Genomic DNA, 16,382 nt, shown 5'->3' with positions numbered 1-16,382 from the left:
AAAGGCTGGGTTACGATAATGCTCGTCTCTTAAACGCCTCACTCCGCTCTGTGTTTGTAGTCGAGCTTCTCAAGCCAAGACTTTCCGCCTATCTCAACCCAACCTTCAATGCCTAAAGCGCATTAAAGGCTGAGTTACGATAATGCTCGAGTCTTAACCGGCTTGCTCCGCTCTGTGTTTAATGGTGTTCCTTATGCCACTGCTTGAGATAGTTTAAGCGCTGTTTAAAACGGAGCTCTTTTCCTTGTTCCGTTGGCTGGTAATAGTCGTGGCCGCTAATTTCTGGCGGTGCCGTTTGCATCGTCGTTAATTTGTCAGGACTCTTGTGGGCATACTGGTAATCTTTGCCATAACCTAATTCATCCATTAATTTCGTCGGTGCATTTCTGATTTGGAGGGGGACCGGTAAGTTACCGTAGTCTCGGACATCTTTTTTGGCCGCTAACCTAGCCTTGTATGCGGCGTTTGATTTAGGCGCAAGCGCTAGGTAGATCACTGCTTCTGTCAAATGTACGTCACATTCAGGCATGCCGATCAGTTGGCAGGCTTGAAACACGTTGACCGCCACATTTAAGGCGTTGGTATCAGCCAAGCCAATGTCTTCGCTGGCAAAACGAACCAAACGGCGCGCAATGTAGAGTGGATCTTCACCACCATCCAGCATCCGTGACAACCAGTAGATAGCGGCGTTAACATCACTGTTTCGCATTGATTTATGAAGGGCTGAAATAACGTTATAGTGTTCTTCGCCTTTTTGATCATAGCGTAAGGATTTGGTCCCCAACAAATGTTGGAGGATCTCATGGTCGATCGTAACTTGCTTTCCTTGACGTGGGGCATTTAAGACTGCCATTTCCAAGGTGTTAAGTGCGCTTCTACCATCACCATTGGCGAAGGCGGCAATTTCTTTTAATGTGTCGTCTGAAATTTGAATTTCTAATTGTGGAAATCCCTGAGAAGAGTTGAGGGCATGTTTAAGTAAGTCAACCAGTTCAGTAATTTTTAGTTCATGGAGCACGAAGACTTTGCAGCGGGAAAGCAGGGCGGAATTTAATTCAAATGACGGGTTCTCAGTCGTGGCTCCAATTAAGGTAATGCTGCCTTTTTCAACGTAAGGTAAAAAAGCATCTTGTTGTGCCTTGTTAAAGCGATGGATCTCATCGACAAAAACTAAAGTCTTTTCACCCATTTCTCGTGCTGCTTCAGCATCTTTCATGATTGCTTTAATGTCTTTGATACTGCTCGTGACCGCACTAAAAGTTAAAAAGTGTGCTTTGGTCTGTGCAGCGATAATGCGGGCCAAAGTTGTTTTGCCGACACCAGGAGGTCCCCAAAAAATCATGGACGATAGCTGGTCGTTTTCAATTAAATCACGGAGCACTTTGCCTGGCCCAAGCAAGTGCGTTTGACCGTAGAATTCGGCAAGGCTCTGAGGACGCACGCGATACGCTAAGGGGGCGTTGTTATTTTCGTTTTGGTCAAACAGAGAGGTCTGTTTCAAAATGAGGGCTCCTTTCGTTCTTGAATTCAAACGTATTATGAAACATTCCTGCCTAAAATACAACTGATGAGGCGTTTTGAGAGCACTAAAAAAGTCTGAAACAAACGGGAAAACTTGCCTTGTTTGTCTCAGACCTTAACTTACTGGTTCTTGTGTGTCAAAAAATAAATTCATCTAACTAACTAAATCTCCTCTGAAGTCAACTTCACTGTTTCATGTTTCGGGGTAAATCTAACCGCTAAAACTCAGGCCCGCGGATTCACTCATACATATCATCTTGGAGGTTCACATGTTTCTCCTAAGATCTTCACACATCAGGGACGCTGAGCATGTGGCTGGTGGTTCTGTGTTGCTGGTGCAGTAAGGAAAGATCGTGTTTCCGTAACCCTCGCTGAGCAATTACTGTGGATATTTTTCTGCATAACTATCAAATTGCTCCCTTACCTGGACGATGGTCAATACCGGTTGTTGAGCTCTTTTGACCTGACCATTGTGGGCTAACGGACCTAAAAAGTTTCATGTTGACTTCATCACTTCCGTTCGACTAAATTATTTGTGGTTGAAACGCATCTCATGTTGGTTCAATCACCTTCTAAAATCCTCTATAAAAACGATGAAAAGAAAATCTGAGTTCGGTACGTTAATATGTTGGTTGACACACCCTCCATCATATTCTCCATTTTGGTTGGATCTAACGGACTAATGCTCATTAAATCGACTAGTTCGAGATTCACAACATGATACTTAAAAAGTTGATACTTAAAACCTGATACTTAAAACCTGGTACTTAAATCTGGTACTTGAAACCATGTTACCTATTAAAACGATGGTACTCTATTCAATTGTCTGACTCACTAACTGAGTCTGGATCTTTCCTTACACCTATTTTATACCATACCACCAAAAGTAATGCAAGCGTTATCACCGAGAAAATAGCAAGAATTTTTATGTCTAAAAAGCTTAAGGTATTTACTGAGATCTAAGCACAGACCTCGTAACACTAAAGCTTGTTGGAATAGGGATTAAGGCGAGTTTTACTCAAAAAATTAAGTCATTTGATTAAGACCATCCAGCTAAATATTTGTTAAAAAAACTCCCCGCCAAGTTGGAAATTTTGGTGGGGAGTTGCTGGTTAACTTAACTATTCAATTGCAATTTTGTGGGTCTTATCTTGACCTTCAGTTGTTTTTGGCAAACTAACAGTCAAAACACCGTCTGCATATTTAGCACCGATCTTTTCATGATCAACATCAGGGAAGTTATACTGCCGAGTAAAACGACCATAACTCCGTTCGCTGGCAATCATGTTGCCGTCTTTGTCGCTGCGGTCACTGTATGATTGACGTTTAGCTGAAACGGTTAAGGTATTATCTTTAAAATCGATCGAGATATCCTTTTTTTCTACACCAGGGATATCAATGACAACGGTGTAATCTTCAGCTGTTTCCTCGACATCGGTTCGCAGTTCCTTGAAAGAATCACTCATATTGAAGAATGGACGCCCAAAATTCTTGAACAGTTCGTCGCCAGAATCTAATAAATTATTGAAACGGTTTGAAATCTCATTAGCCATAATTGTGTTACTTCCTTTCTATTGCTGAAGCTACTTGTCTTTTAGCTTGACGGTTAATGAAGCGAGACGATTTTGAAAGCTTGTCTTTCAAAAGTCCCTCTCACTTTTAATTGTAATCATTTTTAGCGGGGATGCAATCAAAAGCCCCTAGTAGTTTTTTAACAAAAAATCATTTTTTGCGGTTTTTAAAACGGGTGTGCAAGGTGGCTAAAATCAAGATGATGATCACAATAAACGATACAATGTAGCCAGCCACACCCAAACGATAAATGGCAGGGTGTTCGGCACTGCCCTGGACTAACAGAGACGAACCTAAGATCAGGGCGGCTAAAATGATGGCGGTGATCAGACGGTCAATTATCTTATTTAGACCAGCAAAAAGAGTATCCTGCCCCTTAAGCGCAATGTTAAATCTAGTTTGGCCAGTTGAAAAGATGTTGAGCAGCTGGTCGAGTTTGAGCGGAATCTTTGGAATGACCCGCAGCGACTGAGCTAGGTCTAAGGCGCTGTCTTCAAGTTGGCCGCGCCAGCTAAAGTGGTCTAGCAAGTATTCCTTGGCAAACGGACGGGCAACATCCATCATTTCCAGGTCAGGATCTAACTGGGCAACAATTCCTTCTAACGACGCAAAGGCTTTGACGAGCAGTGTAATTTCTGACTTAGCTTGCAAGTTATTATGGCGACATAAGCTGATGATCTCAAATAAAAGATTTGGTAAGTCAACTTGTCCCAGGCCCATCTGCATGTAGGGTTGTAAAAATAAGCCAAGTTCGACGAAAAATTCTTCCTGGTCCACGTGACCGGTCCGGTTGCAAATCGCCAAAATGGCCTGTCCGATTGCGCGAGTGTCCTTGGTATTTAAGGCTAAAATGATTTGGATGATCCCATCAACTAGATTGGGAGTTAAACGGCCCATCATTCCAAAGTCTAGGTAGGTGATCCGATAATCAGGCAAGTCGTCTTGAGCAGTTAGGGTCGTTTTTTTGCCGCGAATCTTCCGTTGAAATGATGTGACGTGATTTTGATCTTGTAGTTCTTGAGCATCTAGGCGCTGAAACAAAATATTGCCAGGATGCGGGTCGGCGTGGAAAAAGTTGTCATCAAAGACTTGTTTGACAAAATTTTTGACCAGTGCCTCAGCGACATTTTTACGTTCTGCTTTTTGTTGGCGAGCACGTTGCACGTCGTGACTGAGCGGTTCTTGCATGAAATATTTGATACTGTCACCTGGCATATAGCTGGTGACCAGGATTTTTTGCGCAGAAAAATCAGCGTATGTCTGTGGAACTAAGATGATGCCGTCGTCGTGATTTAGTTCATAGAACTCTTGCCCATTTTGAATTTCAATTTCAGTGTTAATTTCTGTGAATAAGGCGTTTTTAATTTCGTTAAAAATATCTTCGGGATTGATCACGCCAATTTCTGGGCCGATTTTTGAAATATCGACGGCTCTTTTAAAGAGCTCCATATCCGTGTGGACTAGTTCTTGGACTTTTGGATGTTGGACTTTAACGACAACTTCTGTGCCATCAGCCAGCTGAGCACGGTGTGTTTGACCAATCGAGGCGGAAGCAAAGGGCTCCTCATCGAAACTGGCAAAAACATCGTCGATTTCTTGACCGGTTTGTTGGCGAAAGGTCGAAGCGACTGTTTGATAGGAGTCAACTGGGACATGGTCTTGCAGATGCCCAAATTCCTTAGTGTAGGCTGGAGAAACCAAATCAGGTCTAGTTGAAAGAATTTGGCCCATTTTAATAAAGGTTGGTCCAAGTTCTTCAAAGCCTAGTCGAATTTCACGCGGGTTAGTTTGGCGGATAAAGTTGCGGATCATATCGTGTTCACGAATGACATGAACGATCTCTAAAAGACGTTCCCGTTTAGTGGGGACGGCTTTTGTAGTAGTAGAAGGTGGATTTTTGGCAACCATTGGGCTGAGCTCCTTTCTCAAATAGTCTATTTTCTTATATTTTAGCATTTTTTAGCGGAGGGACCTACTAAAAACCACAGAGCGGAGTGAGGCGGTTAAGAGACGAGCATGATCGTGGCCTGACCTTTAATGCGTATTTGGCATTGAAGGTCGGGCTGGGATAAGCGGAATCTCTTGCCTCACGCAGCTCGACTACAACCACAGAGCGGAGTGAAACGGGAGAAAGCGAGCACCATCGGGACCCAGGAGTTAATGCGGTTTCGGCATTGGCCCTGGGTTTGGATGGGCGGAACTTTCTGTTTCACGCAGCTCGACTAAACCACGGAGCGGAAAGTCCTGGTTTGAGCAGCTCGACTACAATCACAGAGCGGAACAAATCGGAACTCGGGGGTCGCACTATCAAGCCAAGAAAAAATATTTAAATTTGGATAGTTAAAAATTATAAAACATTAACTTTATGTCTATCACGAATTTAAACAGTGATGTTCGTCTTTTGCTTGAAGAAACAGACTAATGGCCAATAAAAATTTTTGCTTATTTTACAAAAATGAGTTGCTTTTTAATTAATATCGGTTATAATTTAACAAAACATTATAAAAAGGTTAGAAAAGGAAGTGACACAGATGAATTTAAAAAAGGTATGGACTGCTGGGGTAGTTGTTGCAGCGGCTGGACTGACACTGACGGCTTGTGGGTCGAACAAAGACGCTAGTGGGACAAAAAATTTAGCTGAAAAACAGGTTTTGAATTGGAATGAACCATCAGAATTACCAACAATGGATCCTTCAAAGGCAACAGATACGATTTCATTTGACATGATGAACAATAGTATGGAAGGTTTGTATCGAATTGGTAAGAACTCTAAGATCGAACCAGGAATCGCCAAGAAAACTAAAGTTTCCAAGGATGGCCTGACATATACCTTCACCTTGCGTGATGACAGCAAGTGGTCGAACGGTGATCCAGTTGTCGCCAAAGATTTTGTTTACGGCTGGCAACGGACACTGAACCCTAAAACAGGATCTGAATATGCTTACTTATACGATGGCGTCAAGAATGCCAACGAGGTCATGGAAGGCAAGAAGCCGGTTGACCAGTTAGGGATCAAGGCTAAAGGCAAACATCAATTAGTGGTTACTTTAGAGAAAAACGTGCCATATTTTAAACTGTTACTGGGCTTCCCATCATTCTTCCCGCAAAATGAAAGTGTAGTTAAGGAAGCCGGCGCCAAATATGGGACTGCTTCTAAGTACATGGCTTATAATGGTCCATTTAAGCTGAACAAATGGACAGGTTCCAATTTAAGCTGGTCACTAGATAAAAATGATAAATACTGGGATAAAAAAGCAGTTAAACTTGATCAAATTAACTTCAAGGTCAATAAGGATACTTCAACTGGTTACAACTTATACCAAGCCAAGAAATTGGATGAAGCTCTTTTGAGTACAGAACAAGCTAACCAATTATCCAAGAAACCAGATTACACGGTCTTAAAAGAAGCACGGACCAACTATTTGGAATTCAATCAAACTCAAAAGAAATTCCAAAATAAGAAGATCAGACAAGCTATTTCTTACGCAATTGACCGGGACCAATTGGCAAATAAGGTCTTAGGTTCAGGAACTAAGGTCGCTAAGAGCGTCGTTTCTTCAGGCTTGCAAACATACAAGGGTGAAGATTTCGCTGATGCAGCGCAAACTAAAGCGGGCGTGACATTTGACAAGAAGAAGGCTAAGCAATTGCTGAAAGAAGGATTGAAGGAAACTGGCCAAGATAAGTTGACCTTCACTCTTTTAGGCGATGATACAGATATCAGTAAGAAAGTTACTGCCTTTATTCAAAGTCAGTTAGGTGAAAACTTGGGCGTTGATATCCGAGTTTCTAACGTTCCATTTAAGACGAGATTAAACCGAGCACGTACTCAACAATTTGATGTTGTCATGGGCTCATGGGCAGCTGATTTCTCTGACGCTATCAGCTTCATTGATCTCTTTACTTCTAATAACTCATACAACAATGGGAAATGGAAGAATGCAGAGTATGACAAATTAGTGCAGGCTTCGAAGACGACAGATTCAACTAATGATGCCAAACGTTGGGATGATTTAGTGCAAGCTTCGAAGATCTTGAGTGAAGACCAAGGTGTTGCACCACTTTACCAGTTGAACCAACCAACAATGGTAAGAGAAAATGTGAAAGGCTTGATCCAAAACTCAGCCGGAGTTTCAAATAACTGGAAGACGACATATATCGCTAAATAATCACAGAGCGGAGCAAAGCGGTTAGCTCCCGAGCATATCGGAGTCTGACCTTTAATGCGCACTTGGCATTGAAGGTTAGACTTGGATAGGCGGAAAGGAGCTGCTTTGAGGAACTCGACTAATAATCACAGAGCGGAGTGAAACGGGAGAAAGCGAGCACCATCGGAACTCAGGAGCTAATGCGGTTTCAGTATTGAAGGTTAGATTGGAATCAGCGGAATCTCTTGCCTCAAGCAGCTCGACTAATAATCCAGCGAAATAGATGATGTCGTACCCTCCCTGAAATAAAACGAGTGCCAAAATTGATTGTATTTTACAACAAATCAATTTTGACACTCGTTTTTTTGCTTGAGTTGAAGAATGTTTGGTACAAACTGTTGCTAGCTCATTTTTCTACCATACTTTGCTTAACTATGGTAGAAAAGTGAGTCAAAACTACCATAGTCCGGGCAACTATGGTAGAAAACCAGCACAAAACTACCATACTCTCCAAAACTATGGTAGAAAATAGCACAATTTGATTTATTGCTGAAAGAACTGCACTTTTCTACCATTAACTGCTTGCAGCTCCCGGTGGTTATCGGGATAGTCGGCGTGCAGGGCGGCTTTGGATTCTTTAGAAATCAGGTGCGGTTGTGCTAAAACGACCCAGGTCACACCGGTTTGTAAGGGCGGAGTTGTTAATGAACCGGTGTAAGTGTAGTAACTAAGCTCGTCTGGTAATAAATCTGCTAAGTCACTGCTGCTTGCTTGTTCCTGATAAATTTGGCTGAGTGGCAGTTGTTCCTGAGAATCAGGAGCGACTTCGCACAGGATCGCTAGCACTAGATTTGCTTGGGCTGCATTTTGATAGACTAAGTGGATCTCGCCGTCAAAGTACTGACCGTTGATCGTATGCTCGCTGCCGTCATGAAAGTGGAGGCGTTGCAGTTCAAATTTCTGGTCGCCAATGTTCAACGAACCTTGCGCTAAAAACTGATCGCCGTTAGCTTGTTCTTTTTTAACCAGTGGTTCATTAGCTGTAAAAGTTAGGCTTAATGATTGTTGTGTGAATGACTGGTGGAGATTTTGTGAGACTGTTAAATCAATGGGAGATTCAAAGCTTGAATGCGGCTCCCAGTTAGCTTGTTGTGAATAATCTAAATATTCCAAATGATCCCTCTTTTTAGTCGGGGTACTGGACCCTGTGATTTTTAGTCGAGCTGCGTGAAACAGAAAATTCCGTCTATCCAAGCCCAGCCTTCAATGTCGAAGACATATTAAAGGTCAGGATACGATATTACTTGGGAGTTTAACGCCTTGTTTTGCCCTGTTTTTATTTTAGCAAATAAATTTTTTCTGCCAGTGATTAGGATTGGTCGTAGACAATGAATGCTTTTTCAACAGCGCTAGTGTGTTATAATTGATACAGTAATTTTGGAACGAGATGTGCACTAGAAACGAGGAAAAATATGACACGCCGAGAAAAAATATTAGCCTATCTGCACCGTCAGCCAACAGCGAATGATGATGGAGTGACAACCCTTGAGGTGACAGAAGCGCTAGGCCTGGTACGTTCTAATGTTAGTAAGGAATTAAATGCCTTAGTTCGTGAAAATATTTTAGTAAAATCTACTGGACGTCCAGTACGCTACTGTTTTAAGGACGTTGCTGCCCCTAAAGTGCGACAGACGAAACCGCAAAACCAGACTGCTAAGCAGCCGACTACTCAGACCAGCAGCCAGACGGGAACGGGACAAGCAGAAATTGAGACCGATTTTTTTGAAACAATGATCGGTCGTAACGAAAGTTTAAAAAATCAGGTCGAACAGGCGAAGGCAGCCATTTTGTATCCGCCTCATGGGCTGAACGTCTTAATTACGGGACCGACTGGGTCAGGGAAAACGTACTTTGCCAATGCAATGTACCAATTTGCCTGTGATAAAAAAGTATTGACTCATGAAGGGATTACCGTTTTTAACTGTGCGGACTATGCCCATAACCCCCAACTGTTGATGTCGCAATTATTTGGCTATACCAAGGGTGCCTTTACTGGCGCGAACGAAGATAAAGAAGGACTGATCCAACAAGCGGACGGCGGAATGCTGTTTTTGGATGAAGTTCATCGTTTGCCGCCAGAAGGTCAGGAAATGATTTTTTACTTTATGGACCATGGGACTTATAACCGTTTGGGAGAATCAGGTAAAACGCACCATGCTAACGTTCGTTTGGTCTGTGCTACTACTGAAGACCCAGAAAGCTCGTTGTTACAGACCTTTGTCCGGCGGATCCCCATCATGATTCAAATGCCTGCTTTTAAAAAGCGGACAATGCGGGAACGTTTGGCGATGCTCAAACAGCTGTTAACGATGGAGGCCAACCGAATCCATCGCGACATTAAATTAAATGAAGATGTTGTACAGGCTTTGATCGGCAGTGTCACTTATGGGAATGTGGGGCAGCTAAAGTCCAATATTCAGCTAGTCTGCGCCCAAGGCTTTTTGGGAAGTATCAATAATGAAACAGAAATTAAGTTAGTTTTCGATGCGATGCCGGCTAATATCAAAGAAGGATTGCCACGAATCGCTTCAAACCGGAGTGAGCAAAGTGAACTAACTAAAATGTTGGAACCGACCTTGGTGATCCACCCAGACAATTCAACCCGATCACCGGCAGACCAAGATAATTATGAACTGCCATATAACTTATATGAAGTGATTGGTGAAAAAGCACAGGTTTTGCAAGATGAAGGCTTAGACCAAGGTGCCATCAATAACTTTATTATGACTGATATTAATGTGCACCTGAAATCATTTTACAAGAATGCGAAGTTTGACCGGGATGTCAATAATTTTAATGAGATCATTGATCAAGATATTATTGATGTGACCAATGAGATCGGTAATTTCTTGCAAGAGGAACGCTATGATGTCGGTGAAAACTATCTCTATGGGATGAGTTTGCATATTAGTTCCTTTATTAAACGAGTGCAGTCAGGGAAACCGTTACGCCGAGTCGCACAAAATATTGTTTCAATGGTTGCCGATTATCCGAGAGAGTTCAGTTTGTCACAGAAAATTAAGGTGATGTTAGAAGAACACTATCAAATGCCGGTGCCAGACTCCGAACTGTATTATCTAGCAATTCTCTTAGCTTCTTTGAAAGCTGAACCTAATTTGGGCAAGGTTGGGATCGTGGTGGCCGCCCATGGAAATAGCACGGCTTCTTCGATGGTTCATGTGGTGCAGCAATTGTTATCTGCAGATAACCTAGCTTCGTTTGATATGGCGCTTGAAATGGATCCCCAGACGGCTTTGAAAGGAATCGCACAACAAGTTAAGCAAATGGACCAAGGTAATGGTGTGCTGTTAATGGTCGATATGGGTTCGCTTGGAACCTTTACTAATAAATTAGTGGAAATGACCGGAGTCGAAGTCAAGACGATTGACATGGTGACGACTGCGATGGTCCTAGAGGCCGCACGGAAGTCAGCGTTGATCGATAGTGACCTAGAGATGGTTTACCAAGAACTAAGTGACTTTAACGGTTATTCACGACCATTTCAACCAGTGGAAAAACCGACAGATAACTTGGTGATCGGTGATTCGCGGCAACGGGCAATCGTTGCCCTCTGTGCTACCGGCCAAGGGACTGCTGCCAAAATTAAGGAAATGCTTGATGAAGTTTTAGTTGACCATCTGATCGATGACATTGTGGTGATTCCAATCTCGGTCGTGAATATGGGACAAACGCTGGAAGACTTAAAACGAAATTATCATATTATTGCGACAACTGGAGTGACCCGGCCTAAGATTCCCGTGCCGTTTATTTCGTTAAAAGACCTGTTACAGGGTGGCGGTGAAAAGTTTATCACCTTGATCGAAGACATGGAAACTAGCGGAGCGCCAGCACAAACCAAAGACCACTTAGATAATGCTGAAGGGCTAACGGAACAAAAAGCACAACAGTATTTGGGACAGTATTTTACCTTTATTAACCCCCAAAAATTGATTGGAATTTTATGGAGATACTGTGATTACGTTGATGAGCAGGTTGATTTTAAGCTAACAAACGCCTTGCGAATTAGTGTAGTGATGCATTTGGCAGGAGCAATTGAGCGTTATTTGACTCAGTCACCGATCACTGCGACTAAAGAAGAAGTTGTCAGTGTGCAAGATACACCACTGCAACAGGTGATCTTACAGGCCAATCAAATCATTGAAAGTGCCTTGAATTTAACTCTGACGGATGAAGAAGTTTATTATATCGTCAAATTATTCGATACAGAAACAGCTGAATAAAGTACACTAACCTAACGATACACTATTTTGTGTATCGTTAGGCTTTTTTAATAACTTTTAAACATTGTTAAATCAATGTTGCAACGTGATACACAAAAGTTGGCACGGAACTTGCTATATAGTTAGTGGATTGTTTTGAATAAAACTTTTCGTTAGGTAGCTTGACTGCTAAATGAATTTGATCTTATTACTTTTAATTCTTAATTCTGCAGATAAGTTAACCGCGAAAAAATATTTAAAACTTCCACAGTACGTTTTGACTCGATTTGTAGTTCAACAGCAAATTAGAGAGTAAGGGTGGTTTAGTATGGAAATTCGGTTACTGCGCATTGATAGTCGCCTGCTACATGGGCAGGTCGCTACTAACTGGGCAAAAGTTTTAAAAGTTGATCGAATTTTAGTTGTTTCTGATCAGGTCGCCAGCGATAACATTCGCAAGACGCTGATCAAGCAAGCTAGTCCACCAGGAATCAGAGTTCATGTGATTCCCTTGATGAAAATGTTGCGGATCTACTTTGACCCACGCTTTAATAGTTTTAAAGCGTTGATCTTAGTAGAAGATCCACGTGATGCCCAAATCTTGATTCAAAATGGAATTCAAGTCAAACTGGTCAATATTGGAGCGCTCAGCTTTAATAGTAGCCGACAGATGGTGACTGATAGTATTTCAGTGAATCAAGATGATATTGCAGCCTTTCACTGGATGCACGACCAAGGCATCAAGATGGATATTCGTAAGGTTTCGGGCGACTCTTCCAAGGACCTCTGGAAGGTACTAACGGAAAAAGGTCTCATCAAGCTCAACTCTCAAGGAGCTGCACACTAACAGATTTAGTCACAAGTTTTATCATAACTATTCCGGGGGACCGGAAAAATTTATTGTGGGAGGTACAAAAAATGGTAGGTATTATCCTCGCGAGCCATGGTAGTTTCGCGGAAGGCATTTTCCAGTCAGCTGAAATGATTTTCGGTAAACAAGAAAATGTTCAAACAGTGACTTTACAACCAAGCGAAGGTCCGGATGATGTTCATGCCAAAATGGAAAAAGCTATCGCAACTTTTGACGACCCAGAACAAGTTTTGTTCTTGATCGACCTTTGGGGCGGTACTCCATTTAACCAGGCAAGCAATATCTTCGAAGATCACAAAGATACTTGGGGAATTGTTGCTGGAATGAACTTGCCGATGGTTATTGAAGCTTACGCATCACGCTTATCAATGGATTCAGCACATGAAATTGCTGCACATATCATTGAAACAGCTAAAGATGGTGTGAAGGTCAAACCAGAATCACTACAACCAAAAGAAGCGCAGGCTCAAGCAGCCCCAGCAGATGCACAACCTAAAGGCGGCTCCATCCCTGAAGGAACTGTGATTGGTGATGGCAAGATCAAATATGTTTTGGCACGTGTCGATTCACGTTTGTTGCATGGTCAGGTTGCTACAGCATGGACTAAGACTACTGGACCAAACCGGATCATCGTCGTTTCAGATAATGTTGCGCATGACAAATTACGTAAGAGCATGATCGTGCAGGCTGCTCCTCCTGGAGTTAAAGCAAACGTTATTCCAGTTGCTAAAATGGAAGAAGTTGCTAAAGACCCTCGTTTTGGGAACACTAAGGCTTTGATCTTGTTTGAAAAACCAGAAGATGCTTTACAAGCAATTCAGGGTGGCATGGACTTGAAGGAACTTAATATCGGGTCAATGGCACATTCAACTGGTAAAGTTGCCGTTAACAATGTTTTGTCAATGGGACCTGAAGATGTGAAGACATTTGATGAATTGAAGAAAATGGGAATTAAGTTCGACTTGCGTAAAGTTCCTTCAGATAAAAAAGGAAACTTTGACGAATTAGTTGAAAAAGCCCGTAAGGAATTAGGCTTGTAAGCCTTTAAAATTGAAAAGGAGGGTATTTCATGTCTGCTATTTCGATGGTATTAGTTGTGATCGTGGCGTTCTTCGCCGGCATGGAAGGTATCTTGGACCAGTGGCAATTCCATCAACCATTAGTTGCATGTACGCTAATTGGGATGGTAACTGGCCATATGGCTGAAGGTATTATGTTGGGTGGTTCATTACAAATGATCGCCTTAGGCTGGGCAAACGTTGGGGCCGCTGTTGCGCCTGATGCCGCTTTAGCTGCTGTTGCTTCATCTATTATTCTTGTTCAAGGTGGACAAGGTGTTAAAGGAATTGGTTCAGCCGTTGCGATTGCGATCCCATTGGCTGTTGCTGGTTTGTTCTTGACCATGCTTGTTCGTACTATTACAGTTGGTATTGTTCATTTGATGGATAAGGCAGCTAAAGAAGCTAACTCTAAGATGATTGATTTTTGGCAATATGTATGTATCTGTTTACAAGGTTTACGGATTGCCTTGCCTGCTATTTTACTGTTGATCATTCCTGCATCAGCCGTGCGTGGCATGCTTGAAGCAATGCCAGCTTGGTTGAATGATGGTATGTCAATCGGTGGTGGGATGGTTGTTGCCGTTGGTTACGCAATGGTTATCAACATGATGGCTTCCCGTGAAGTTTGGCCATTCTTCGCCATTGGGTTCGTAATTGCTGCAATTTCTGACTTAACATTGATTGCTATCGGTGCTTTGGGTATCGCGCTTGCTTTGATGTACTTGTCTCTTGACAAGAGCGGTTCAAACAGCGGTTCAAACAATGGTGGAAACAGCAATAGCGGTGACCCATTGGGCGATATTCTCGATGACTATTAAAACTAAAGGAGGGAAATACAATGGCTGAACCAGTAGTAGCTGAAAAGAAAATTACTTTATCAAAAAGTGATCTTTATAAAGTAGCATGGCGTACACAGTTCCTCCAAGGTTCTTGGAACTACGAACGTATGCAAAATGGTGGCTGGTGTTATTCAATGATCCCAGCAATCAATAAATTGTATCAAAAGAAAGAAGACCGGGCTGCCGCTTACCAACGACACTTGGAATTCTTTAACACTCATCCATACGTAACTTCACCAATTATTGGTGTAACGTTGGCCTTGGAAGAAGAACGTGCTAATGGTGCCCCAATCGACGATGCCGCTATCCAGGGTGTTAAAGTTGGTATGATGGGTCCTTTGGCTGGTGTCGGTGATCCAGTGTTCTGGTTTACTGTTCGTCCAATGATTGGTGCTTTGGGTGCTTCCCTTGCTTTGGGTGGCAGTATCATGGGACCAATCTTGTTCTTCGTTTTATGGAACGTTATTCGTTTAGCAACAATTTGGTATACTCAGGAATTCGGTTATAAAGCCGGTAACGCGATTACAGACGATTTGTCTGGTGGCTTATTGCAAATGATTACTCGTGGAGCTTCCATGATGGGGATGTTTGTGATTGGTGCCTTGATCGAACGGTGGGTTAACATTAACTTCACTCCCGTTGTTTCTAAGATCCAACAACAAAAAGGTGCTTACATTGACTGGAATAACTTACCTAAGGGTAGTGCCGGTATTCATGAAGCATTGTCACAACAAGCTGGCGGCTTGTCATTAGAACGCCTTAAAGTAACGACTTTGCAAAACAACTTGGATTCTTTGATTCCAGGACTTGTTCCATTGTTACTGACATTCTTATGCATGTGGCTATTAAAGAAGAACGTTTCACCAATCATCATCATCCTCGGCATCTTCGTTGTCGGTGTTGTTGGTCACGTGATCGGTTTGCTTTAAGATCATAAATTAACAATTTTTAAGTTTGTTTCTATAATTGACGGTCTCATTGCGATTGCACAATGGGGCCGTTTTTGCTATAACAGAGAAAATAGCATAGATGTTGGAGGTTAGACAATGTTTGGCAACAAGAAACAGAAACACAGAATGAACGATCGGGTTAAATCGCTTAATACTGAAGTCAACCTTGTCACGGCAGGGACTTCACATGTTGGCATGAATAGTTATGGCAAAATTATGGTTGGCGATCATGCCTTTGAGTTTTATGATGATCGTAATCCAAATAACTATATTCAAATTCCATGGGAAGAAGTACAGTTAGTTATTGCGTCTGTTTATTTTAAAGGTAAATGGATTCCACGCTATGGTTTTCAAGTCAAAGGTCATAAAAGCTTGCTGAATTTCTCTTCTAAGGACCCCAAGAAGGTTTTACGGGCTATTCGGGTCTATATTGAACCAAATCGAATTGTTCGTTCATTAACGTTCTTCCAAGTTATCAAACGTGGATTGACAAGCATGTTTGCTAAGAAACAGAAATAAGACTGAAATTTAGTGCTGAGTCAAATCACTTAATAAAGTGGTTTGGCTTTTTTAATAGCAAAAAATTAACAAGTTAATAATTGATTGAAGGATCCAATCTGGATTGGTTAAGCTAACTCAAAACGGCTAGTTAAAAAGTGAAATCGTTTTTATCCAAAAAAGGTAAAAAAGTAGTTGACGATAGGCATTTGTAGCGGTATGCTTATACTCGTTGTCGCTGAGCAAGTGCTTCGGTAATAATTTAATTTAAAAAGTTGTTGACATCATTCAAAATAGTTGATATACTATAAAAGTTGTCGTTACGGCAGTTAAGCTAACGAGCTGGTTGATCCACTCGGTTAGCTTGATAAAATAAATTAAATTTCTTCTTGACAAGTTATTGATAAGATGATAAACTTAATGAGTTGTCAATTGCGACAATGAAACACTCTAATTGTAGATCTTTGAAAACTGAACAAAGTTTCGACAAATCAAATGTGTGAGGTCACTGATCTTAACGGTCAGTGCAAAAAAAACATTTGCGAAGTCAATTTCGCTAGTAAAATTTATGAGTCACAAACTTTAAAATGAGAGTTTGATCCTGGCTCAGGACGAACGCTGGCGGCGTGCCTAATACATGCA

The 16,382-nt window shown here is 41.9% G+C and carries 11 protein-coding genes and 1 rRNA gene; 8 read left to right on the top strand and 4 right to left on the bottom strand.

Going from position 1 to position 16,382, the window contains the following annotated elements:
- Positions 1-178: 178 nt before the first annotated feature.
- The 3 genes from LPAF129_RS07250 to LPAF129_RS07240 form a co-directional block, all read right to left on the bottom strand.
- Positions 179-1,501 carry a replication-associated recombination protein A gene (locus LPAF129_RS07250; RefSeq protein WP_244055514.1) on the bottom strand — a complete coding sequence of 441 codons (1,323 nt, stop codon included), beginning with the start codon at positions 1,499-1,501 and terminating at the stop codon, positions 179-181.
- 1,141 nt (positions 1,502-2,642) lie between these two features.
- Positions 2,643-3,074 carry an Hsp20/alpha crystallin family protein gene (locus LPAF129_RS07245; protein WP_244055513.1) on the bottom strand — a complete coding sequence of 144 codons (432 nt, stop codon included), beginning with the start codon at positions 3,072-3,074 and terminating at the stop codon, positions 2,643-2,645.
- Positions 3,075-3,243: 169 nt separating this feature from the next.
- A complete protein-coding gene (locus LPAF129_RS07240; protein ID WP_244055512.1) occupies positions 3,244-5,001 on the bottom strand; it encodes an ABC1 kinase family protein in 1,758 nt (585 codons plus the stop codon).
- A gap of 623 nt (positions 5,002-5,624) precedes the next feature.
- On the opposite strand from LPAF129_RS07240, the gene LPAF129_RS07235 reads away from it, so the two are divergent.
- Complete coding sequence (locus tag LPAF129_RS07235; RefSeq protein ID WP_244055511.1) at positions 5,625-7,262, top strand: peptide ABC transporter substrate-binding protein; 1,638 nt, start codon at positions 5,625-5,627, stop codon at positions 7,260-7,262.
- A gap of 522 nt (positions 7,263-7,784) precedes the next feature.
- Here the strand turns inward: LPAF129_RS07235 and LPAF129_RS07230 are convergent.
- Complete coding sequence (locus LPAF129_RS07230) at positions 7,785-8,414, bottom strand: carbonic anhydrase family protein (RefSeq protein WP_244055510.1); 630 nt, start codon at positions 8,412-8,414, stop codon at positions 7,785-7,787.
- A 299-nt stretch (positions 8,415-8,713) separates the two neighbouring features.
- Between LPAF129_RS07230 and LPAF129_RS07225 the strand changes: the two genes are divergently transcribed.
- The 7 genes from LPAF129_RS07225 to LPAF129_RS07195 all read left to right on the top strand — a co-directional run.
- On the top strand, positions 8,714-11,542 hold the full coding sequence (locus LPAF129_RS07225) for a sigma-54-dependent transcriptional regulator (RefSeq protein WP_244055509.1): 2,829 nt from the start codon (positions 8,714-8,716) through the stop codon (positions 11,540-11,542).
- Positions 11,543-11,849: 307 nt separating this feature from the next.
- Entirely contained in the window at positions 11,850-12,368 is a 519-nt protein-coding gene (locus LPAF129_RS07220) for a PTS sugar transporter subunit IIB (RefSeq protein WP_244055508.1), read from the top strand.
- Between the two features lie 71 nt (positions 12,369-12,439).
- Complete coding sequence (locus LPAF129_RS07215; RefSeq protein ID WP_244055507.1) at positions 12,440-13,432, top strand: PTS sugar transporter subunit IIB; 993 nt, start codon at positions 12,440-12,442, stop codon at positions 13,430-13,432.
- Between the two features lie 29 nt (positions 13,433-13,461).
- Complete coding sequence (locus LPAF129_RS07210) at positions 13,462-14,271, top strand: PTS mannose/fructose/sorbose transporter subunit IIC (protein WP_244055506.1); 810 nt, start codon at positions 13,462-13,464, stop codon at positions 14,269-14,271.
- Positions 14,272-14,291: 20 nt separating this feature from the next.
- On the top strand, positions 14,292-15,221 hold the full coding sequence (locus LPAF129_RS07205) for a PTS system mannose/fructose/sorbose family transporter subunit IID (RefSeq protein WP_244055505.1): 930 nt from the start codon (positions 14,292-14,294) through the stop codon (positions 15,219-15,221).
- 147 nt (positions 15,222-15,368) lie between these two features.
- Positions 15,369-15,761, top strand: coding sequence for a DUF956 family protein (locus LPAF129_RS07200; protein ID WP_244055504.1), 393 nt, complete (start codon positions 15,369-15,371; stop codon positions 15,759-15,761).
- A 562-nt stretch (positions 15,762-16,323) separates the two neighbouring features.
- A 16S ribosomal RNA gene (locus tag LPAF129_RS07195) occupies positions 16,324-16,382 on the top strand; the annotation flags it as partial.

Origin of the sequence: Ligilactobacillus pabuli (genome assembly GCF_022836475.1) — a bacterium.
Classification (GTDB): Bacteria; Bacillota; Bacilli; order Lactobacillales; family Lactobacillaceae; genus Ligilactobacillus; species Ligilactobacillus pabuli.
Note: the sequence above shows the minus strand (reverse complement) of the source record. Positions and strands in the feature narration are given on the sequence as shown.

Excerpts from the sequence above, each read along its gene's own strand:
- LPAF129_RS07245 (WP_244055513.1), bottom strand. The coding sequence starts at position 3,074 with ATGGCTAATGAGATTTCAAACCGTTTCAATAATTTATTAGATTCTGGC.
- LPAF129_RS07235 (WP_244055511.1), top strand. The coding sequence starts at position 5,625 with ATGAATTTAAAAAAGGTATGGACTGCTGGGGTAGTTGTTGCAGCGGCT.
- LPAF129_RS07205 (WP_244055505.1), top strand. The coding sequence starts at position 14,292 with ATGGCTGAACCAGTAGTAGCTGAAAAGAAAATTACTTTATCAAAAAGT.
- LPAF129_RS07210 (WP_244055506.1), top strand. The coding sequence starts at position 13,462 with ATGTCTGCTATTTCGATGGTATTAGTTGTGATCGTGGCGTTCTTCGCC.
- LPAF129_RS07215 (WP_244055507.1), top strand. The coding sequence starts at position 12,440 with ATGGTAGGTATTATCCTCGCGAGCCATGGTAGTTTCGCGGAAGGCATT.
- LPAF129_RS07225 (WP_244055509.1), top strand. The coding sequence starts at position 8,714 with ATGACACGCCGAGAAAAAATATTAGCCTATCTGCACCGTCAGCCAACA.
- LPAF129_RS07200 (WP_244055504.1), top strand. The coding sequence starts at position 15,369 with ATGAACGATCGGGTTAAATCGCTTAATACTGAAGTCAACCTTGTCACG.
- LPAF129_RS07240 (WP_244055512.1), bottom strand. The coding sequence starts at position 5,001 with ATGGTTGCCAAAAATCCACCTTCTACTACTACAAAAGCCGTCCCCACT.
- LPAF129_RS07220 (WP_244055508.1), top strand. The coding sequence starts at position 11,850 with ATGGAAATTCGGTTACTGCGCATTGATAGTCGCCTGCTACATGGGCAG.